17 protein-coding genes and 1 pseudogene are annotated in these 21,031 nt (G+C 73.2%); 9 read left to right on the forward strand and 9 right to left on the reverse strand.

The genetic code is table 11. From position 1 onward, the window contains the following. Positions 1-121 precede the first annotated feature (121 nt). The 5 genes from ABTY15_RS37455 to ABTY15_RS37475 form a co-directional block, all read right to left on the reverse strand. Complete coding sequence (locus ABTY15_RS37455; protein WP_350606162.1) at positions 122-1,522, reverse strand: ABC transporter substrate-binding protein; 1,401 nt, start codon at positions 1,520-1,522, stop codon at positions 122-124. Positions 1,523-1,617: 95 nt separating this feature from the next. After that, entirely contained in the window at positions 1,618-2,511 is an 894-nt protein-coding gene (locus tag ABTY15_RS37460) for a carbohydrate ABC transporter permease (RefSeq protein WP_350606165.1), read from the reverse strand. Next, positions 2,508-3,428, reverse strand: a complete 921-nt coding sequence (locus tag ABTY15_RS37465; protein ID WP_350606169.1) for a carbohydrate ABC transporter permease — start codon at positions 3,426-3,428, stop codon at positions 2,508-2,510. The genes ABTY15_RS37460 and ABTY15_RS37465 overlap by 4 nt, the downstream gene beginning before the upstream one ends. Before the next feature lie 238 nt (positions 3,429-3,666). Beyond that, a complete protein-coding gene (locus ABTY15_RS37470) occupies positions 3,667-4,428 on the reverse strand; it encodes an SDR family NAD(P)-dependent oxidoreductase (RefSeq protein ID WP_350606172.1) in 762 nt (253 codons plus the stop codon). Positions 4,429-4,538: 110 nt separating this feature from the next. After that, positions 4,539-5,120: a TetR/AcrR family transcriptional regulator gene (locus tag ABTY15_RS37475; RefSeq protein WP_350606174.1), complete on the reverse strand. Its 582-nt coding sequence runs from the start codon at positions 5,118-5,120 to the stop codon at positions 4,539-4,541. Between the two features lie 154 nt (positions 5,121-5,274). On the opposite strand from ABTY15_RS37475, the gene ABTY15_RS37480 reads away from it, so the two are divergent. Then, complete coding sequence (locus ABTY15_RS37480; protein WP_350606179.1) at positions 5,275-5,757, forward strand: DoxX family protein; 483 nt, start codon at positions 5,275-5,277, stop codon at positions 5,755-5,757. An 88-nt stretch (positions 5,758-5,845) separates the two neighbouring features. Here the strand turns inward: ABTY15_RS37480 and ABTY15_RS37485 are convergent, their stop codons facing one another. Then, positions 5,846-7,333, reverse strand: a complete 1,488-nt coding sequence (locus ABTY15_RS37485; protein WP_350606207.1) for a SulP family inorganic anion transporter — start codon at positions 7,331-7,333, stop codon at positions 5,846-5,848. Positions 7,334-8,245: 912 nt separating this feature from the next. Between ABTY15_RS37485 and gcl the strand changes: the two genes are divergently transcribed. Together gcl and ABTY15_RS37495 are read left to right on the forward strand one after the other, a co-directional pair. Then, on the forward strand, positions 8,246-10,024 hold the full coding sequence (gcl, locus tag ABTY15_RS37490; RefSeq protein ID WP_350606209.1) for a glyoxylate carboligase: 1,779 nt from the start codon (positions 8,246-8,248) through the stop codon (positions 10,022-10,024). 181 nt (positions 10,025-10,205) lie between these two features. Next, the gene (locus ABTY15_RS37495; protein ID WP_350606181.1) at positions 10,206-10,694 is read left to right on the forward strand and encodes a glutathione peroxidase; all 489 of its coding nucleotides are present in this window, start codon (positions 10,206-10,208) and stop codon (positions 10,692-10,694) included. Between the two features lie 49 nt (positions 10,695-10,743). On the opposite strand, the gene ABTY15_RS37500 is transcribed toward ABTY15_RS37495, so the two are convergent. Continuing rightward, positions 10,744-11,664 (reverse strand): LysR family transcriptional regulator, encoded by a 921-nt coding sequence (locus ABTY15_RS37500; protein ID WP_350606186.1) that lies wholly within the window; start codon positions 11,662-11,664, stop codon positions 10,744-10,746. 96 nt (positions 11,665-11,760) lie between these two features. Between ABTY15_RS37500 and ABTY15_RS37505 the strand changes: the two genes are divergently transcribed. From ABTY15_RS37505 to ABTY15_RS37520, 4 genes are all read left to right on the forward strand, one after another. Beyond that, a complete protein-coding gene (locus tag ABTY15_RS37505; RefSeq protein WP_350606189.1) occupies positions 11,761-12,465 on the forward strand; it encodes a succinate dehydrogenase cytochrome b subunit in 705 nt (234 codons plus the stop codon). Beyond that, positions 12,462-14,411 (forward strand): fumarate reductase/succinate dehydrogenase flavoprotein subunit, encoded by a 1,950-nt coding sequence (locus ABTY15_RS37510; RefSeq protein ID WP_350606192.1) that lies wholly within the window; start codon positions 12,462-12,464, stop codon positions 14,409-14,411. The genes ABTY15_RS37505 and ABTY15_RS37510 overlap by 4 nt, the downstream gene beginning before the upstream one ends. Then, positions 14,408-15,145 carry a succinate dehydrogenase/fumarate reductase iron-sulfur subunit gene (locus tag ABTY15_RS37515; RefSeq protein WP_350606195.1) on the forward strand — a complete coding sequence of 246 codons (738 nt, stop codon included), beginning with the start codon at positions 14,408-14,410 and terminating at the stop codon, positions 15,143-15,145. The genes ABTY15_RS37510 and ABTY15_RS37515 overlap by 4 nt, the downstream gene beginning before the upstream one ends. Before the next feature lie 326 nt (positions 15,146-15,471). Continuing rightward, positions 15,472-15,774, forward strand: coding sequence for a hypothetical protein (locus tag ABTY15_RS37520; protein WP_350606196.1), 303 nt, complete (start codon positions 15,472-15,474; stop codon positions 15,772-15,774). 28 nt (positions 15,775-15,802) lie between these two features. Here ABTY15_RS37520 and ABTY15_RS37525 read toward each other — a convergent pair whose 3' ends face one another. After that, positions 15,803-16,738: a DUF2797 domain-containing protein gene (locus ABTY15_RS37525; RefSeq protein WP_350606200.1), complete on the reverse strand. Its 936-nt coding sequence runs from the start codon at positions 16,736-16,738 to the stop codon at positions 15,803-15,805. Positions 16,739-16,983: 245 nt separating this feature from the next. Beyond that, a complete protein-coding gene (locus ABTY15_RS37530; RefSeq protein WP_350606213.1) occupies positions 16,984-18,375 on the reverse strand; it encodes an MBL fold metallo-hydrolase in 1,392 nt (463 codons plus the stop codon). A gap of 246 nt (positions 18,376-18,621) precedes the next feature. On the opposite strand from ABTY15_RS37530, the gene ABTY15_RS37535 reads away from it, so the two are divergent. Both ABTY15_RS37535 and ABTY15_RS39935 read left to right on the forward strand, forming a co-directional pair. After that, on the forward strand, positions 18,622-20,766 hold the full coding sequence (locus tag ABTY15_RS37535; protein WP_350606203.1) for a restriction endonuclease: 2,145 nt from the start codon (positions 18,622-18,624) through the stop codon (positions 20,764-20,766). A 160-nt stretch (positions 20,767-20,926) separates the two neighbouring features. Beyond that, positions 20,927-21,031: pseudogene (locus tag ABTY15_RS39935) on the forward strand (ABC transporter ATP-binding protein); the annotation flags it as partial.

Below are 21,031 nucleotides of genomic sequence, written 5' to 3' on the forward strand. Positions count from 1 at the left end.
GGTCTTCGGGCCGGTGTTCTTTCCCGAACTCGGCGCGGTGGGGGCGTTGTTGGCGGCGTTCTCGGTGTACGCGGTGGCGTTCCTGGCGCGGCCGTCGGGTGCGGCGGGGGCGGGGCCGGGCTCAGCCGACCGAGCTGTTGTAGCTCTCGATCGCGGGCTGGAGCTCCTTGGCCGCGTCGCTGAGGGCCTGCTGGGCGGTCTTGGAGCCGGCGATGGTCTGCTCGATCGCGGTCTCCACGCCCTTGCGGGCCTGCGGCATCACGCCGAGCAGGCAGCCGGCGGTGGCCGGGGACGGCTTGGTGGCCTTCAGCTGGTCGATCGCGGTCTGGAACTGCGGGTACTTGGCCACCCACTCCTTGTCCTTGGGGTCGTCCAGGGCCTTCCGGTTGACCGGGAAGTAGCCGGTGCCGGTGTGCCAGCCGGCCTGCTGCTCGGGGGCGGCCAGGAACTTCTCCAGCTCCCAGGCGGCGCGCTTCTCGGCGTCCGAGTGGCCGGGCCCGCTGATCCAGAGCGAGGCGCCGCCGATCACCGGACCGCCCTGGTCGGCGGCGGTGACCTTGGGGAACGGCGCGGTGCCGACCGGGAACTTGGCGGCCTCGGTGTAGCCGCGCAGCACCCCGGTGGACTCCAGGTGCATCGCGACCGTACCGGCCTTGAACGCGGCCTGGGCGTCGTCGGTGACCCGGCCGGTGTTGGCCGCGTAGCCGCCCTTGACCAGGTCGGCCCACCACTGGACGATCTGCGCCCCCTGGGTGGAGTCGAAGACCGCCTTGCCGGCCTTGTCGCCGCGGCCGTTGTCGTGGTCGCAGTACATGGTGCCGGACTCGGCCAGCAGCTGCTCGACGAACCAGCCGTAGATCGCGGCGCCGAAGCCGTACCGGACGGTCTTGCCGTCGGCGTCCTTCTTGGTCAGCTTCTGCGCCAGCCGGCCGAGTTCGGCGAGGTCCTGCGGGGGCTTGGCCGGGTCGAGACCGGCCTCCTTGAACGCGTCGGTGTTCAGGTAGAGCAGCGGCATCGAGGAGTTGAACGGCATCGAGACCAGTTTGCCGCCGACCGAGTAGTAGTTGCGGATGTTGGGGTCGAGGTCGTCCAGCGGGTAGCCGTCCTTGTCGGCGAAGGCCTGGGCCGGGACGGCCTGCTTGGAGTCGATCATGAACCGGGTGCCGATGTCGTAGACCTGCGCCACAGCCGGGGTGGCCTTCTGCTGCACCGAGGCCTTGTACTTGGTCACCAGTTCGTCGTACTTGCCCTGGAACTGCGCCTTGACCTCGATCTTGCCCTGGTGGGCCGCGTTGAACTTGGCCACCAGCCCGGTCAGGACCTCGGCGTTCTTGCCGGTCATCGAGTGCCAGAACTCGATGCTGGTGACGCCGGTGGCCTGGTCGAGCGCCTGGGCGCCCGGCGCGGTGTCGGCGGAGGAGCCGCCGGAGCCGGAGCCCGCATCGGAGTCGCCGGAGCTACAGGCCGTCAGGGTCAGGCCGGCCACCAGCAGGGCCGCGAGCGCGCGTGCGCTCTTCTTCACGGGAGTCACGGGGGTCACGAGGGTTCTCTCTCTGTCAGGACGGTTGTCAGGAGGGACGGGCTCAGAACAGGAGGGACGGACTCGGAAGCGGCAGGTCAGCGGACGGCGCCCGAGGTGAGGCCGCGGACGATGAAGCGCTGGCCGAGGACCACCAGGGCGAGGGTGGGCAGCAGCGAGAGCACCACGCCCGCCAGGATCAGGCCGGGGTCGGCCATCTCGGAGTCGCGCAGCGAGGTGAGGCCGATCTGCAGGGTCTGCATCTCCGCGGTGCGGGTGATGATGAGCGGCCAGAAGTACTGGTTCCAGGCGGACAGGAAGACGTAGATCGCCAGCGCCGCCAGGGCCGGCTTGTTGAGCGGGACGACGATCCGCCACAGGAAGCGCCAGTGGCCCGCGCCGTCGATCCGCGCGGCGTCCCGCAGTTCGCCGGGCAGCTGGCGGAAGGACTGGCGCAGCATGAAGGTGCCGAAGCCGGAGGCGAGGAAGGGCAGCACCAGGCCGAAGTAGGTGTTGCCGAGCCCCCAGCCGGACAGCGTCAGGTAGTTGGGGATGATGATGGCCTCCCACGGGACCATCAGCGTCGCCAGGAACACCCCGAACACCGCCGCCCGCGCCTTCAGCGGCAGAAAGACGAAGGCGTACGCGGCCAGGATCGAGGTGACCAGCTGGGCGAGGGTGATGACGGTCGCCACGACCGCCGAGTTGAGGTACTGGCGGGCCAGCGGGACGGCCTCGACGGCCCCGGAGAAGTTCCGCCCGGTCACCGAGTGCGGCAGCAACGCCGGTGGGTAGGAGGAGAGTTCGGACGGGGTCATGAAGGCGCCGGCGACCGCGTAGTACACCGGGAAGGCCACCGTGACGACGGCGGCGGCGAGCAGCAGGTAGACGGCGGCCCGGCCGAGCAGGTCACGCGGCGAACGGCCCGCCAGCGCGCGGGTGCGGGGGCGCGGGGCTCCGGCCTCGACGGCTGTGGTGGTGGTCGTGGTCATGCGTAGTGCACCTTCCGCTCCAGGACCCCGAACTGGACGGCCGTACAGGCGAGGACCACCACCAGCAGCACCACGGCCTGCGCGCTCGCGGTGCCGAAGTCGCTGGAGCCGTACGCGAAGGCCTTCTCGTAGACCGAGTAGACGAGGGTGCGCGTGGCGCCGTCCGGGCCGCCCTTGGTCAGGATGTGGATCTGGCCGAAACTCTGCAGCGCGTGCACGGTGGAGACCACGGTCAGGAAGAACAGGTGCGGGCCGAGCATCGGCACGGTGATCGAGCGGGCCAGCCGCAGTCCCGAGGCGCCGTCGATCCGGGCCGCCTCCACGATCTCGGCGGGGATCGAGCCGATTCCGGCCGACAGCACCAGGACGTTGTAGCCCAGGCTCATCCACACCGTGGTGGCGGCCACCGAGAGCAGCGCGTACCGGGAGTCGGTGAGCCAGCCGACCGGGCCGATGTCCAGTTGCGCGAGCAGGCCGTTCAGCACGCCCGCGGCCGGATTGAAGAACACCGCGAAGACCACCGAGGCGCTGGCCACCGAGAAGGCGAAGGGCAGCGCGAAGGCGGTGCGCAGCAGCCGCACGCCCCGGATCCGGCTCTCCAGCAGCAGCACCAGCACCAGGGCCCCGAGCACCCCGGGCACCACGGTGAACAGCGTGAACAGCGCGGTGGTGACCAGCGTGTGGCGGAAGTCGGCCGAGGTCAGCAGCTCGGTGTAGTGCTTCGTGCCGACGTAGCGGGAGGGCGCGCCGAACAGGTCGTTGGCGTGGCCGCTCAGATAGAGGGTCCGCCCCAGCGGGTAGCCGATGAAGAGGACGAAGACCACCAGCGAGGGCAGCAGGAAGGCCCAGGCGAGCCCGTGTTCGCCCCAGCGGTGTCGGCGGCCCGGCTGGGCCGCGGGGTGCGGTGCGGTCGGCATGGCGTGCGCGTCCGCCTTTCATGACGTCGGTTCCGGCCGAAACCGTGTCTTGCCCACACGACGCGTCGGAAACCTCACGATGAGCAACGGGTGTCCACGGCCTTACGCGTTCGCGTCAGATCCAGCCGCGTCCCGGGTGGGCGGGTACGCGCTGTACGAGGTGGTGGACGCGGACTGGCTCAACGGCTGAACCCCGTGCAGCCGTTGAGCCGGTTCGTGTCGATCCGCGGCGGGCGGGTCAGGCGGTGACGCCGCCGTCGAGGACGAGGTCGGCGCCGACGGTGAAGGCCGCCTCGGGGGAGGCGAGGTGGAGGACGGCGGCGGCGATCTCGGTGACGGCGCCGGCGCGGCCGGCCGGGACGGCGGTGCGCATCCGGGCGGCCTTGTCGACGGTGCTCTCGCCGGGGCGGGTGGACATGTCGGTCTCCACCGGGCCGGGGCTGACCAGGTTGATCCGGACGCCGTCGGCGATGTGGTCGCGGGCGGCGGCGCGGGTCAGCGCGGTGACGGCGGCCTTGCTGGCGGCGTAGGCGCCGAGGCCCGGAATCCGCAGGTGGGTGCCGACGTTGGACGCCACGTTGACGATCGCGCCGCCGCCGTGGGCCCGCATGTGGGCGATCTGGTGCTTCATGGCGAGCCAGGTGCCGGTGAGGTTGACGTCGATCACCCGCTGCCACTCCGCCTCGTCGATGTCGGCGACCGGGCCGAGGCCGCCGAGCACACCGGCGTTGTTGACGGCGACGTCCAGGCCGCCGAACTGTTCGACGGTCTCGCGGACCAGACGGGCGGCGTCCCCGGTGTCCGTCACGTCGCCGGTCAGTGCGACGGCCTTGCCGCCGGCCCGCTCGATCAGGTCGACGGTCTCGGCGAGCGGGCCCGCGCTGCGGCCGGCGACCGCGACCCGGGCACCCTCGGCCGCGAAGGCGAGCGCGATGGCGCGGCCGATGCCGCTGCCGCCGCCGGTGACCAGGACGGCGGTGTCGGCGAAACGCGTGGTCATGAGGACTCCTTGGGCGAGATGTCTATAGAGACCGTTCGGTCCAGAAAAAGGTCAAGAGGAAGCAGGTGGGTCGAGAAGGAGCAGGCGGCGAAACGACCCCGGCGCGCGCGTCAGTCCAGCAGGACCAGCGCCTGCTCGGCGGCGTCCCGCACCCGGGCCGCGCCGTCGGTGGTCTTGCCCATCACCCGCATGCCCTGCATCAGCACCATCAGCATCCGTGCCAGCGCCCGGGGTTCCCGCCCGGCGGGCAGTTCGCCCTGCGCCGCGGCGCGGACCAGGGCGGCGGTGAGCGCGGTCTCCAGGTGGGCGAGGCTGGCGCCGACCCGGCGGGCCGCCGGGTCGTCGTGCGGGGCGAGCTCGACGGCGGTGTTGGTGACGAAACAGCCGCGCTCCCGCCCGTCCCCGGCCGACTCGGCCGCGAACCGGCGCACCAGCGCGCGGACGGCCGGCAACACCGGGCCGGGCTGGGAGAGTTCGGCCAGCAGGACCGGGTCGGTCTGCTCGGCGTAGCGCTCCAGCGCGCGCAGGTACAGCTCGTGCTTGCTGCCGAAGGTGGCGTAGAGGCTCGCGCGGGCGATCCCCAGCCCCTCGACCAGGTCGGCCATCGAGGTGGCCTCGTAGCCGCGCCGCCAGAACAGCTCCAGGGCCGCCTGGAGCGCCGCATCCGGGTCGAATTCCTTCGTTCGCGCCATGGTGGAACGCTAGCCCTTTCAAGATCGATCGGTCAAGAAAGAAGGGCGAGCGGCCCGCGGATGTAACTTTCTGACAGGACATTGCCAACCGGACTAGACCAAGGCTAGCCTTACCGCCCCCGGTCCCCCCTCCCCTCACAGGAGGCGTTCCCCCATGTCCGTGAACCTCCCCGCCACCCCCCGTCAGGCGGCCGACGCCGCCCGCCCACTCGTACTGACGGCCTTTCGGGTCGTCGTCGGCCTGCTCTTCGCCTGCCACGGCGTGGCCTCGCTCTTCGGCGTCCTCGGTGGCGCCAAGGGCGGCGGCACCGTCCCGCTCGGCGAGTGGCCCGGCTGGTGGGCCGCACTGATCCAACTGGTCGGCGGCGCCCTGGTGTTGCTCGGCGCCGGCACCCGCACCGCCGCGCTGCTCTGCTCCGGCTCGATGGCGTACGCCTACTTCACCGTCCACCAGGAGCACGCCCTGCTGCCGCTGCAGAACGGCGGCGAGGCCTCCGTGATGTTCTGCTGGGCCTTCCTGGCCATCGCGGTGCTCGGCTCCGGCCCGTACGCACTGGACCGGCTGCTGACCCGTCAAGATGCCGCCGGGACCATCGAACCCGCCCCGGCCGGCGCGCAGACCACGTCCAGCGTCTGAGGCCCTGAGACCTGAAGCAGGGTCAACCCCGAGGACACCGGTCGCGGCCCGGACCGCTCCGGGCCGCGACCCTCGGGCTCACCAGCCGTCAGGCGACCGTCGGCAGCGGCGGTTCGACCGCGAGCGGCGCCGTGCTGCGGGCCCGGTGCTGGGCGGCCCAGGAGGCGAGCGCCAGCGTGCAGGCGTGGTCCAGGTGGCGCAGGCCGGACCAGTCGAGCTCCACCGGCCGGTCGGCGGGCAGCCGTTCCAGGGTGTCCAGCAACCGCGGCAGCCGCAGGAAGGTCGCGTTGCCGCTCAGCCGGACCCGCTGCCAGGCCTCGCCGGACGGCCGCACCAGCTCCTCCACGCCGATCTGTAGGTGGGAGGTCTGCCAGGCGGACTTGACCACGGCCAGCCCGATGCCGATCAGCACCCCTTCGAACAGGTCGGTGCCGATGATCGCGACCGCCGTCACCGCCAGCACCACGGCCTCGCCCCGGTGCTCCCGGCCCCGGCAGAGCGCCGCGATCCGCCGCAGCGGGACGAGTTTGGCGCCCGCGTGCACCAGGACGGCGGCCAGCGCGGTGAGCGGGACAAGGCCGAGCGCGCCGGGCATCAGCGCGGTGAACAGCAGCAGCCAGAGCCCGTGCAGGGTGCGCGAGGCCTTGGTCCTGGCGCCGGCCTGCACGTTGGCGGCGCTGCGGACGATCACCGCGGTCATCGGCAGCGCGCCGAGCAGTCCGCAGACCGTGTTGCCGAGGCCCTGCGCGGTCAGCTCGCGGTCGTAGTCGGTGCGCGGGCCGTGGTGCATCCGGTCGACGGCGGCGGCGCTGAACAGCGTCTCGGCGGAGGCGATCAGGGTGAACGCGACGACCGTCCCGAGCCCGGCGGTGCCCGCGAGGGCGCCGAGCGCCGCACGGTCGGGCAGCTCGACGACGTCGAGCAGGCCGGCGACGCGGACCCGGGCCACCGGCAGGTCGGCGGCGGCCGTGACGGCGGCGGCCAGGCCGACCGCCGCGAGCGGGGCGGGGACGCTGCGGGCGATCCGGCCCGGCAGGTACGGCCAGCAGACCAGCACCAGCAGGGTGCCGATGCCGAGGGTGACCGCGCTCGGGGTGGCGGCGCCGGTGAGGGCGTCGCCGAGCAGGGCGGGCAGTCCGGCGATCTTCTCCGGGCCGCTCGCCGGGGCCCGGCGGTCGGCGAGCGCGTACAGCTGGCCGAACAGCAGGGTCAGCCCGATGCCCGCCAGCATGCCGTGCACCACCGAGGCGGACATGGCGCGGAACCAGCGGCCCAGGCGTAAGGCCCCCATGGCCAGCTGGAGCAGTCCGGTGCCGAGGACGAGCAGGCCGAGCGCGCCGGCGCCGAAGCGCTGGACGGCGTCGTAGACCAGGACGGTCAGCCCGGCGGCCGGACCGCTGACCTGGAGGCTGCTGCCGGGCGTCAGGCCGACGACCAGGCCGCCGACGATGCCGGTGACCAGCCCCAGTTCGGCCGGCACGCCGGAGGCGACCGCCACCCCGACGCAGAGCGGCAGGGCGACCAGGAACACCACGAGCGAGGCGGGCAGGTCGTAGCGCCAGGGGACGGCGCGCAGTGCGGCGAGGGGGCGCCGGGGGCGGCCCGGCGGGCCGGTGCGGCGGCGGGGCAGCCGGCTCACCCGGTCACGACCGGAGGGCGAGGGGGGATGCAGTGCATGGGGACGTTCCTTCCGCGCACCCGCCGCTGCGGGCACGCTGTTCGCTGGACACGGCGGGACAAGGTGCTGCTCGGGAGCGCCGGCGCAGACGAGGACGGCGCGGGGAACCGGCAGGCGGAATCGGCGCGGGCGCGGCGCGGGTCGGCACGGGATCGGCGCAGGTCGGCACGGGGGACGACGGCGACAACGGCGGTGGGTGTCGGGTCGGTGCGGCCAGGGGACGCGTCCCTCGCTCGGGTGCGGCGGACCGGGCACGCTGGTCCTGGACGGGCTCCGCCACCGGAGCTCCCCCGCTCCCGGGACGGTCCCAAACCCCCCTGCCGCGGCCTCAGTTGGACGTCACGGGCCCGGCGTGGCATCGACGGTACCCAGCGCCCCCGAGCGGGCCAACCTCGTCCACCGTCCCTTCACGCGTACGGCACACCGGGCCCGCTTTCGCGCCCGGAACGGCCGATTCCCCGGGCACACCAGCGCGAACAGCGGTCAGGTGTACGAACCAGGCCGACGCAGCACGGTTTGCAGCAAACGACGACACCGGCGCCCCGGAGGGCGCACCGGTCTGGAGGAAGCGGCCATGGCCCGGCCGTGCCCGCCGTGTCAGCCTGGCCTGACCCCCGGCGGCCCGCGCCGACCTGCGGTTTCGCAGCGCAAGGCCGGCTTCCACAATCTGTTGAACCTCCCCTTGACGCCCTGACAGGCCCCGCCGTACCGTGTTTCCACATACAGAAACCGTTCTTCCGTATGGTGGAATTCTGGAGATGAGCCCTCCGAGCCACTGCGGGCCGACGCAGGAGAAACCCGATGCCTCGTATGACAGCCGCCCGCGCGGCCGTGGAGATCCTCAAGCTCGAAGGCGTTGAGGTCGCGTTCGGCGTGCCGGGCGCAGCCATCAACCCGTTCTACAAGGCCCTCAAGGAGGGCGGCGGCATCCGGCACACGCTGGCCCGCCACGTCGAGGGCGCCTCCCACATGGCCGAGGGCTACACCCGCGCCAAGGCCGGCAACATCGGTGTCTGCATCGGCACCTCCGGCCCGGCCGGCACCGACATGATCACCGGCCTCTACTCGGCCATCGCCGACTCGATCCCGATCCTGTGCATCACCGGTCAGGCCCCGGTCTCCAAGCTGCACAAGGAGGACTTCCAGGCCGTCGACATCGCCGCGATCGCCAAGCCCGTCACCAAGGCCGCCACCACCGTCCTGGAGGCCGCACAGGTCCCCGGCGTCTTCCAGCAGGCCTTCCACCTGATGCGCTCCGGCCGTCCGGGCCCGGTCCTGATCGACCTCCCGATCGACGTCCAGCTGACCGAGATCGAGTTCGACCCCGAGACCTACCAGCCGCTGCCGGTCTACAAGCCGCAGGCCACCCGCGCCCAGGCCGAGAAGGCGATCCGGTTCCTGCTGGAGTCCGAGCGTCCGCTGATCGTCTCCGGCGGCGGCATCATCAACGCCGACGCCTCGGACCTGCTGGTCGAGTTCGCCGAGCTGACCGGCGTCCCGGTCATCTCCACCCTGATGGGCTGGGGCACCATCCCGGACGACCACGAGCTGAGCGCCGGCATGGTCGGCGTCCAGACCGCGCACCGCTACGGCAACGCGACGTTCCTGGAGTCGGACTTCGTCCTCGGCATCGGCAACCGCTGGGCCAACCGCCACACCGGTTACAACCTGGAGGCGTACACCAAGGGCCGCAAGTTCGTCCACGTCGACATCGAGCCCACCCAGATCGGCAAGATCTTCGCCCCGGACTTCGGCATCGCCTCCGACGCCAAGGCCGCGCTGGAGCTCTTCATCGAGGTCGCCAGGGAGCTCAAGGCCGAGGGCAAGCTGCCCGACTTCAGCACCTGGGCCGCGTCCGCCCAGGAGCGCAAGGCGACCCTGCTGCGCCGCACGCACTTCGACAACATCCCGATGAAGCCGCAGCGCGTGTACGAGGAGATGAACCGGGCCTTCGGTCCGGAGACGCGCTACGTCACCACCATCGGCCTCTCCCAGATCGCCGGCGCGCAGATGCTCCACGTGTACAAGCCGCGCAACTGGATCAACTGCGGCCAGGCGGGCCCGCTCGGCTGGACCATTCCGGCCGCCATCGGTGCCGCCACCGCGGAGCCGGAGACCCCGATCGTCGCGCTGTCCGGGGACTACGACTTCCAGTTCATGATCGAGGAGCTGGCGGTCGCCGCCCAGCACAGGATCCCCTACGTCCACGTCCTCGTGAACAACGCCTACCTCGGCCTGATCCGCCAGGCGCAGGTCAACCTGGACATCAACTTCCAGGTCAACCTGGAGTTCGAGAACATCAACACCCCGGAGATCGGCGTCTACGGCGTGGACCACGTCAAGGTCGCCGAGGGCCTGGGCGTCAAGGCGATCCGGGTCACCGACCCGAACGAACTGGGTGCCGCCTTCGAGGAGGCCAAGAAGCTGGCCGCCGAGTACAGCGTCCCGGTCGTCGTCGAGTGCATCCTCGAGCGCATCACCAACATCGCGATGAGCAAGACGGTCGACATGAGCAACGTCACCGAGTTCGAGGAGCTCGCCACGCTCCCCGAGCACGCGCCGACCGCCATCAAGCCGCTGGCGCTCTGACACCCGGCGCCCCGGCGCGCCGACCGGCTCCGGCCGGGCCCGGGACCCCTCCCCCCGGGCCCGGCCGGTTCGCCACGCCCGGACGGAACACCAGCGGGCCCGGCACGGTTGACCAGGCCGGAACGGCTACCGTGACCACGGGAACCACCCGCCATCCCGACCTGCCGAAAGGACCACCACCGTGAGCCTGTACGACATCCCGCTGCGCACGCTGTCCGGCGAGACCGCCTCGCTGGCCGACTACAAGGGCAAGGCGCTGCTGATCGTCAACGTCGCGTCCAAGTGCGGCCTGACCCCGCAGTACGCCGGCCTGGAGCGGCTCCAGGAGCGGTACGCCGGGCGCGGGTTCACCGTCCTGGGCTTCCCCTCGAACCAGTTCGCCGGGCAGGAGCCGGGCAGCGCCGAGGAGATCCAGACCTTCTGCTCCACCACCTACGGCGTGTCCTTCCCGCTGTTCGAGAAGACGGACGTGAACGGCGACGACCGTCACCCGCTGTACGCGCAGCTCACCCGGCAGGCTGACGCCGAGGGCCAGGCCGGTGACGTCGCCTGGAACTTCGAGAAGTTCGTGGTGTCGCCGGACGGCGCCGTGACCGCCCGGCTCCGGCCGCGCTCCGAGCCGGAGTCGGCCGAGGTGATCGCCGCGATCGAGGCCGTGCTGCCGGCCTGATCACCGCCGTGACGAAGGCCCGGGGCGCCCGCCCCGGGCCTTCGCCCGTTCAGAGCAACAGCCGCGTGCCGGGCGGGAGTTCGCCCGCCCGAGCGGCGTCGCGCAGGTGGGCGAGCAGGGTCGTGCGCAGGGTCTCCGCGGCCCGGGTGAGCGGCACCTCGCGGCCGTGCGCGACCGCGATCGTCCGGCCCAGTCCCGGCCCCGCGAACGGCGTCACCCCGAGCCCCGACCGGGCCGCCACCATGCCGGGCAGCACCGCCGGTCCGAGCCCGGCCCGGACGAAGCCGAGCACCGCGTCCATCTCGCCGCCCTCGACCGCGAACTCGGGCTCGAACCCGGCCGCCCGGCAGGCCGCCAGGGTCGCCTCCCGGACGTCGTAGCCCTCCCGGAACATCACCAGGGGCCGCCCGCGCAGCTCCGTCACCCGCACCGTGCGCCGCGCCCGCTCCTCCGCGGAGACCAGCACCAGCTCCTCGTGCAGCAGTTCGGTGACGTCCAGGGCGGGCGCCGCCTCCCCGCTCGGCGGGGTGATGATCAGCGCGAGGTCCAGCTCCCCCGCCGCCAGCGAGCGGACCAGGTCGCGCGAGCCGCCCTCCCGGACCACCAGCGCCACCCCCGGGTAGCGGTCCCGGAACACCCGCAGCACGTCCGGCACCAGGCTGGTGCACAGGCTCGGCGGCGCGCCCAGCCGGACCCGGCCGCGGCGCAGCTGGACGGTCTCCTGGACGGCCAGCCGGGCGCTCTCGGTGTCCGCCAGGATGCGCCGAGCCAGCGGCAGCAGGGCGTCCCCGGCGTCGGTCAGGGCGATGTTGCCCCGGGTGCGGTGGAACAGCTCGGCGCCCAACTCCCGCTCCAGCGACCGGATCTGTTGCGAGAGTGAGGGCTGGGCGACATGTGCCGCCTCGGCCGCCCGGGTGAAGTGCCGGGTCTCGGCGACGGCCAGGAAGTAGCGGAGTTGCTGGAGCTGCACGCGGCCAGGATAGGCCGCGTCGATAGCCGGTGCCTATCGCCGCGAGCCGCATCATGTCTTGGACGCACCCTTGCGCCCCTCCCTACCGTTGCTGCCATGACAACCGCGACTCGGACGGCCCGGCATCCGTCCACCCTGGCGACCCTGTGGCGGTCGACCGTCGGCAAGAAGGCGGTCATGGCCGTCAGCGGACTGGTCATGCTGCTGTACCTGGTCGCGCACATGCTGGGCAACCTCAAGGTGTTCTTCGGCCCGGACGACATCAACGGCTACGCGGCCTGGCTGCGCACGATCGGCCAGCCCTTCCTCGGCCACGAGTGGTTCCTCTGGATCGCCCGGACCGGCCTGCTCGCCGCCGTCGTCCTGCACGGCGTGGCCGCCTACCAGCTCAGCCGGCGGGACCTCGCCGCCCGGCCGAGCAAGTACGTCCACCAGCGCCGCCGGGCGAGCTACGCGACCCGGACGATGCGCTGGGGCGGGGTGATCCTCGCCCTGTTCATCGTCTGGCACATCCTCGACCTGACCACGCTCACCGTGAACCCGGCCGCCGAGCACGGCCACCCGTACCAGAACATCGTGGCCTCGTTCTCGAACTGGTACAGCTGCGTGATCTACGTCGTGGCGATGCTCGCCGTCGGCCTGCACATCCGGCACGGCTTCTGGAGCGCCGCGCAGACCCTCGGCGCCAACAACGCCCGCCGGGACCGCGCGTTGAAGCTGGCCGCCAACGGCCTGGCGCTCGTGCTGACCGCCGGCTTCCTGTCCGTCCCCGTGGCCGTGATGACCGGAGTGGTGAAGTGAGCAGCGGATACCTCGACTACCGCGAGGGCGAGCCGATCGCCGACACCAAGGCCCCCGCCGGGCCGATCGAACAGCGCTGGGACCAGCGGCGGTTCGACGCCAAGCTGGTCAACCCGGCCAACCGGCGCAAGCACACCGTGATCGTGGTCGGCACCGGCCTGGCCGGCGGCGCGGCCGGCGCCACCCTCGCCGAACAGGGCTACCACGTCGTCCAGTTCTGCTTCCAGGACTCCCCGCGACGGGCCCACTCGATCGCCGCCCAGGGCGGCATCAACGCGGCCAAGAACTACCGCAACGACGGCGACTCCGTCCGCCGGCTGTTCTACGACACCGTCAAGGGCGGCGACTTCCGCGCCCGCGAGTCCAACGTGCACCGGCTGGCCCAGGTGTCGGTGGAGATCATCGACCAGTGCGTCGCCCAGGGCGTCCCCTTCGCCCGCGAGTACGGCGGACTGCTCGACACCCGCTCGTTCGGCGGCGTCCAGGTCTCCCGCACCTTCTACGCCCGCGGCCAGACCGGCCAGCAGCTGCTGCTCGGCGCCTACCAGGCGCTGTCCCGGCAGATCGCCGCCGGGAACGTCGAGATCCACCCGCGCACCGAGATGCTCGACCTGCTGGTCGTCGACGGCCGGGCCCGCGGCATCGTCGCCCGCGATCTGGTCACCGGCGCGATCACCAGCCACACCGCCGACGCCGTGGTGCTCGCCACCGGCGGCTACGGCAACGTCTTCTACCTCTCCACCAACGCCAAGAACTCCAACGCCACCGCGATCTGGCGGGCCCACCGGCGCGGCGCCCACTTCGCCAACCCGTGCTTCACCCAGATCCACCCCACCTGCATCCCGCGCTCCGGCGACCACCAGTCCAAGCTCACCCTGATGAGCGAGTCGCTGCGCAACGACGGCCGGATCTGGGTGCCCAAGGCCAAGGGCGACCAGCGGCCGCCCGCCGAGATCCCCGAGACCGAACGGGACTACTACCTCGAACGGATCTACCCCTCGTTCGGCAACCTGGTGCCGCGCGACATCGCCTCCCGCGCCGCCAAGAACGTCTGCGACGAGGGTCGCGGCGTCGGCCCCGGCGGGCAGGGCGTCTACCTGGACTTCGCCGACGCCATCCGCCGGATGGGCCGCGAGGCCGTCGCCGCCAGGTACGGCAACCTCTTCGACATGTACGAGCGGATCACCGCCGAGGACCCGTACCGGGTGCCGATGCGGATCTACCCGGCGATCCACTACACGATGGGCGGGCTCTGGGTCGACTACGACCTCCAGACCACCGTGCCCGGCCTGTTCGCGATCGGGGAGGCCAACTTCTCCGACCACGGCGCCAACCGGCTCGGCGCCAGCGCGCTCATGCAGGGCCTCGCCGACGGCTACTTCGTCCTGCCGCCCACCCTCAACGACTACCTGGCCCGCAAGCCGCTGCCCGCCGTCCCCGCCGACCACCCGGCGCTCGCCGACGCGGAGGCCGAGGTCCAGGACCGGCTCAACCTGATCCTCGCGGTCGACGGCGACCGCACCCCGGACTCCTTCCACCGCGAACTCGGCGAACTCCTCTGGGACGAGTGCGGGATGGCCCGCGACGAGGCCGGACTGCGCCGTGCACTGGAGCGGATCCCGCAGCTGCGCGAGGAGTTCTGGCGCCGGATCAAGGTGCCCGGCAGCGGGCAGGAGCTCAACCAGGCGCTGGAGAAGGCCAACCGGCTCGTCGACTACTTCGAGCTCGCCGAACTCATGTGCCTGGACGCCCTGCACCGCGCCGAGTCCTGCGGCGGCCACTTCCGCACCGAGAGCCAGACCCCGGAGGGTGAGGCCGCCCGGCGCGACGAGGAGTACGCGTACGCCGCCGCCTGGGAGTTCACCGGCACCGGCAACGCCCCCGTCCTGCACCGCGAGGCCCTCGACTTCGCGTACGTCCACCCCACCCAGCGGAGCTACGCATGAACCTCACCCTGCGCATCTGGCGCCAGGCGGGCCCGGACGCGCCCGGCTCGATGACCACCTACCAGGTCGGCGGGATCAGCCCGGACATGTCCTTCCTGGAGATGCTCGACACCCTCAACGAGGAACTGATCACCCGGGGCGACCAGCCCGTCGCCTTCGACCACGACTGCCGCGAGGGCATCTGCGGCGCCTGCGGCATGGTCATCAACGGCCAGGCCCACGGCCCCGAACGCACCACCACCTGCCAGCTGCACATGCGGCACTTCCGGGACGGCGACACCATCGACGTCGAACCGTGGCGGGCCGCGGCCTTCCCGGTGGTCAAGGACCTGGTCGTGGACCGCTCGGCCTTCGACCGGATCATCGGCTCCGGCGGCTACATCACCGCCCCCACCGGCAGCGCCCCCGACGCGCACGCCACGCCCGTCCCCAAGGAGGCCGCGGACACCGCCTTCGAGCACGCCGAGTGCATCGGCTGCGGCGCCTGCGTGGCCGCCTGCCCGAACGGCTCGGCGATGCTCTTCACCTCCGCCAAGGTGGTCCACCTCAACGTGCTCCCCCAGGGCGCGCCGGAACGCGCCTCCCGGGTGCGGAACATGGTCACGGCCATGGACGCCGAGGGGTTCGGCGGCTGCACCAACACCGGCGAGTGCGCCACCGCCTGCCCCAAGGGCATCCCGCTGCCCAGCATCGCCGCGATGAACCGCGAGTTCCTGCGCGCCTCCCGCGGCTGAGGCGTGTGCTCCGATGGCCTCCCGTCCCGGACGGGAGGCCATCGGCGTTCCCCGGGGCGCGAAGGCCGGTCGCGCGCTCCCCGGCAAGGGTGGTGGATCGTCAGGAGCGGTGCTGTCAACCGGGAATTCGCGCTACGGTGGTGCTCCGCTACGGAGGGACGGCATATGCCCGAGGTTCAGTCCTGTTCCGGCTGCGGCGGGTCCGGGGGGACCCAGAAGACCGAAGCCACGGTCGAACTGGACGAGGAAGGAAGCATGGTGCCGAGGATCCACACCTTCTGGTCGCCATGCGGTCGGTGCCACGGATCCGGGACGGTGATCGTCGGATGAGGTTGATCTTCGAATGCGTCGAGTGCGGCGGGCACTACCTGCCGCCGGAGAGCATGGCCTACCAGGACGGACCGGCCTCGCCGGTCTGGTGCTCGCGCTGCCAGACGGCCAAGCGCGCCGCCGGGGTCCGGGAGGACCCGCTGCTCGCGCGGGTGGCCCTGGCCACCGCCCGGGCCGCGGCCGACCGGCGCGCGGCGGACGAGCAGCCGGGCGCGCGCGGCGACGTCCGCCCGTCCCGGCCACCGCTGTCGCGCCGGGCCCGGTCCGGGCCGGGCGGGGTGCGCAGCCGGCTGGGCTGAGCAGCCCCTCTCGTCATCGTCGGAATCGTCAGAACAGCGCCTCCTGGGTGTCCGGCTCCGGCGGGCGGATCCGCTCGTGCAGGGCCAGCCCCGCGGTGGGGCGGCCGCTGACCGGGGTGAGCGTCCAGCCGGTGAGCAGCCGGGTGTCCAGCAGCAGCGGACCGGAGCCGTCGGCCTGGTCCAGGAAGAGGTGGCGGCCCACCGCCGGCCGCAGCGTGCCCGCGACGACGGCCCCCGCGGTGAGGCCGCCGAGCTCCCGGTAGCTCTCGGGTGCGCCGCCGGCCAGGCCGAAGCGCTCCACGTGGTCGGCCACCGGGCGGTCGACGAGCAGCTCCAGGGCGTGCCCGGCCAGCAGCCGGTGCGCCTGGGCGCGGGCCTCGGTGAGGACGGCCCGGCGGTGCGGCTCGTCGCCGTGCGACCACCAGTGTTCCGTCTTGACCCGGCTCTTGAACCGCTCCCGGGCCAACCCGGAGGCGGCGACGGTGAGTTCGGCCCGGCGCACCGCGGGCAGGCTGCCGCGCGCGGTGAACGCGTAGGCGAGCGCGCCCTGTTCGAGCAGCCGGCTGTCACCGCGCTGCTCGGCGGTGAGCCCCACCTTGAGCAGGCCGTCGCCGAACCAGGCCAGGTAGAGCAGGTAGGTGCGGCCGTCGTCGAGGATCTGGTCCCGGGCGAGGGCCAGGCCCCGGTCGACGCTCTGGCAGGCGGGGCACTGCACGGCACCGCCGCCGGGCTCGATCGCCGCCCGGTGCGGGCACGGCGTGCGCTCGCTCGCCCCGGCCAGCCAGGCGCCGGTGCAGCGGCGCGGCCCGCCCAGCAGCCACCCGACCTCGGCCCCGGGCACCACCGCCCGCTCGTGCACCCGGCTCCCGTGCACGGCCCCGAGCAGCGCGCGGCCGTCCCGCCAGCTCAGCCCGGTGGACAGCCACCCGTCCGCAGGGCCCGCCTGCTGCGCTCCGATCGTCACGGGCATCCCTCCCTCGCCTACCAGCTGGAAACTGCGAGGTTACCCGCCGCCACTGACAGTGCCCGAGCCGGGGACGAGGGCCCAAGGGCCGGGGCGGTCCGGACCCAGGGCGGGGACCGGGTCGGGGCCGACCGTGGTCCAGAGCCCAGGGCGGGTCAGGCCCGGGCGAGGGGCGGAGCCCGGGCCGCAGGAGAGGCCCCACCGCCGCGGGCCGTGCCGTCGCCGGCCCGCCGCCGCGGGGTGGCTCAGGTCTCCGGGGTGGCCGGGCCCTCGCTGATGGGGAGGCCGGCCGGGGCGGCGGCGGTGAAGGTGTCGTCGACGGCGATCACCCGGTGGCCGGCGGCGTCCAGCAGGGAGGCGGCGATCGCCGCCCGCATGCCGCCGGCGCAGTGCACCCAGAGTTCCGCGGACGCGGGCAGCTCGCCGGTGCGGGTGTGCAGCTGGTGGACGGGGATGTGCAGGCTGCCCTCGATGTGGGTGGTGGCCCGCTCGGAGTCGCGCCGGACGTCCAGCACCACCGGGCGGTCGGCCGCGCCCCAGACGGCGGCCAGGTCGGCGAAGGTGGCCCGCGGGAAGCTGCGCAGCGCCTCGCCGGGGCGCAGCCAGTCCTCGGGTTCGCCGGTGGCGGCCGCGGCGGGGCGGTCGATGCCGACCCGGGTGAGCTCGCGCTGGGCGTCCGCGAGCTGTTCGGGGCTCGCGGCGAGCAGGGTGACGGGCTTGCCCCAGGGGATCAGCCAGGCCAGGTAGGTGGCCAGCCGGCCGGTGCCCTCGAAGTTGAACGAGCCGGCGAGGTGTCCGGCGGCGAAGGCGGTGCGGGCGCGCAGGTCGACGACCCATTCGCCGGCCGAGAGGCGGCGGGCCAGCTCCTGGGCGTCGGCGGGGGCGGGCGGGGTGAGGTCGACGGGCCGGGGCCCGGCCGCGTTCACCGGGCCCATGTGGGCGTAGTAGGCGGGGATGTCGTCGAGGCTGGCGAGCAGGTCGGCGACGAAGGTGGCGGGGTCCTTGACCAGGGCGTCGTTGCGGTGGCGTTCGGCGCCGATGGTGCTGGTGTCGGTGCCGGCGCGGCCGACCGAGCAGAAGCTGCCGAAGCCGTGGGTGGGCAGCACCGGGGTCTCGTCGGGGAGCTGTTCGGCGAGCCGGTGGGCGGAGCGGTACTGGGCGTGCGCGAGGTGTTCGGTGAGCCGGGGTTCGACCAGGTCGGGGCGGCCGACGGTGCCGATGAGCAGGGAGCCGCCGGTGAAGGCGGCGCGGATCCGGCCGTGTTCGGTGAGCACGTAGGAGGTGTGGTGCGGGGTGTGGCCGGGGGTGGCGACGGCGTGCAGGCCGACGCCGCTCGCCGGGTCGACGTCGAACTCGTCGCCGTCGTGGACCAGGACGCGCCGGTAGGAGACGGCGGCGTCGGCCGGGACGAGGTAGTGCGCCCCGGTGAGCCGGGCGAGCTCCAGCCCGCCGCTGATGTAGTCGTTGTGGACGTGGGTCTCGGCGACGTAGGTGATCCGGACGCCGCGCCGGGCCGCAGCGGCGACGACTCGGTCGACGTCGCGGGGCGGGTCGACGGCGACCGCTCCGCCGGGGCCGCCGGCGAGGTAGCTGCGATTGCCGAGGGTCTCGATGTCCAGGGTGTCGACGAAGTACACGGGCCGCTCCTTCTCGCTCATTTACCCCTGGGGGTATCAGGACGGAGCCTAGCATTCGTACCCCCCGGGGTATCGGAGACACTCCGGCGGGCCGCCGGACGGCCTGCCCGGCAGCCCCCGTGGCACCGCGGGTCGCGCGCACTTGGCCGGGCGGGGCGTCCACGTTCTATTGTGGCGGGCGCGGTGGGCGGCGCGGCCGGGAGGCGGGCGCCGCGACCGGTCCGACGTGGAGCGAAGGGGTGGACGGTGGCGGGGCGGCGGAGCAACGGGGTGCTGGCGGTCTGGGCGGAGGCGCAGCGGCAGCAGCAGCGCCGGGAGGAGGCCCGCTTTCGCGCCGAGACGGCGGAGCAGCGCCGGCGCGAGCGCGAGCAGCGCGAGGCCGAGCGGGCGGCGGCCCGCGACGAGCGGGAGGCGCAGCGCGCCTACCAGCAGTCCCGGGAGGTGGAGGCGGCCCGGCGGACGGCCGAACTGGACGCCCGGGTCGAGGAGTTGCGCGGTCTGCTGGCCGCCGGGCTGCGGGCGCCGGCGTTCAGCCCGCAGGCGCTGCTGGCCCCGCACCCGGTGCCGCCGTTCGAGCCCGGGCCGCTGGGCGTACCGATCCCGATGCCCGACCAGGCGCAGTACCAGGTGCCCCCGCCGGACCACGTGCAGGCCCGCAACCCGGGGGTCCGGCAGCAGTACGAGCAGTACGTGGCCCAGGCGCGGGCCCGGTTCGAGCAGGACTGGTACGCCGCGCAGGCCCGGGAGGCGGACCGCCAGCGCCGGCTGGCCGCGTACCACGACGAGTACCTGGCCTGGGTCGCCCAGCACCGCCGCCAGGACGGGGAACGCGCCGCCCGCACCGAGGAGTTGCTGCGCCGGCTGCGCACGGGCGAGCCGGAGGCGGTGCAGGAGTACTTCACCGCCGGCCTGTACGCCTCGGCGGCCTGGCCGGAGGGCTTCCCGCACCGGCTGGTGGCGGCCTGGGACACGGCCGCCCGCCAGCTGGTGGTGAACTGGGAACTGCCCGGCGCGGACGTGGTGCCGGCCGCGGCCCGGGTGCGGTACGTGAAGACCGACGACCGCGAGGCGGAGGTGGCCCGGACGGCGACCGAGCGCAAGGCGCTGTACCGGGAGGTGCTGGCGCAGACCGCGCTGCGGGTGGTCGCCGAGCTCTTCCGGGCGGACCACGACGGCCTGCTGGACTCGGTGGTGCTGAACGGCTTCGTCCGCGGCATCGACCCGGCGACCGGCCGGGAGGCGGAGCGCTTCCTGTCCACGCTGACCGCCACCCGGGCCGGGTTCGCCGGGCTGGCGCTGGACCGGGTGGCGCCGGTGGAGTGCTTCCAGGGCCTGGGCGGCAAGCTGTCGGCGCGCCCGGAGCGGCTGGACGAGGTGCGGCCGGACCGGCTGCCGGAGACGGTCGGCGGCAGCCTGGCCGGGCACGGCGGGTACGACGACGACCCGGACCTCTTCGAGATGGACCCGATCGAGTTCGAGGAGCTGATCGCCGAGCTGTTCCGGCTGCGCGGCTTCCGGGTGATGACCACGGCCCGCAGCGGCGACGTCGGGGTGGACGTGATCGCCGAGGACCTCGACCCGGTGACCGGCGGCACGATCGTGATCCAGGCCAAGCGCTACGCCAAGACCGTCTCCCCCACCGCCGTGCGCGACCTGGACTCCACGGTGCGCCACCACGGCGCGATCAAGGGCATCCTGGTGACCACGGCCGGCTTCGGCAAGGGCAGTTACGACTACGTCAAGGGCAAGCCGCTGACCCTGATCAGCGGGCCGGAGCTGGTCGAGCTGCTGGCCGAGCAGGGCCTGCGCGGCCGACTCGGCGGCGGCACCGCCCCGGCACCCCGCAAGCCCGAGCAGGCCGAGGAGTTGACGGACCGTCAGAGCAGCGTGACGGTGAGCTGGCAGAGCCGGACGGCCGGCGGCGACGCGGTCGAGCTGGACGTCACCGCCTTCCTGTGCGCCAGGGGGCGGGTGCTGAGCGACGAGCACTTCGTCTTCTTCAACAGCCCGCAGGACCCGGACGGCGCCGTCCGGCTGCACCCCACCCGGTCGGTGCCCGGGGAGCCGGTCCGGGCGGCCCGACTCACCCTGGACCTGGCCCGGTTGGCGCCGACGGTGGACGAGGTGATGGTCGCCGTCTCGACCGAGGAGGAGGAGCCGCCGGCCCTGCCGCTCGGCTACGTGCACGGGCTCGCCCTCGCCGCGACCTACGGCCCGGGCGCGTCCGGCCCGGCCGACTGGGCCGCCCCCACCGGTGGGATGCCGGACAGCGCGATGCTGCTCGGTTCGTTCCAACGCTCCGGCGGGGCCTGGACGTTCACGCCCTCGGGCCGGGCGGTGACGAACGGCCTGGCCGGGCTGGCCGCGGCGTTCGGCGTCGCGGTGGAGTGACCGGCCCCCGGATCGGTTGTCATACCTCAGGAGGAGATAGCCCCCCGCCGCCTCGTCGGGACGGCGGGGGCCGACCGTCCCCGCGGCATACGCGTCGGGCCCGAACGGCTTGACAGGATGGAACGGAACCCGAAAATCCGTTCCATCCCCAGGAGCCTCTGTGACGATCCCCGCAACCGCCGTCCGTACCGGCCTGGCGGCCGCCCGCGCCACCGGCCTGAACAAGGTCTACGGGGAGGGCGAGACCCGCGTCGTCGCCCTGGAC

Source organism: Kitasatospora sp. NPDC097643 (assembly GCF_040302625.1).
Lineage (GTDB): Bacteria > Actinomycetota > Actinomycetes > Streptomycetales > Streptomycetaceae > Kitasatospora.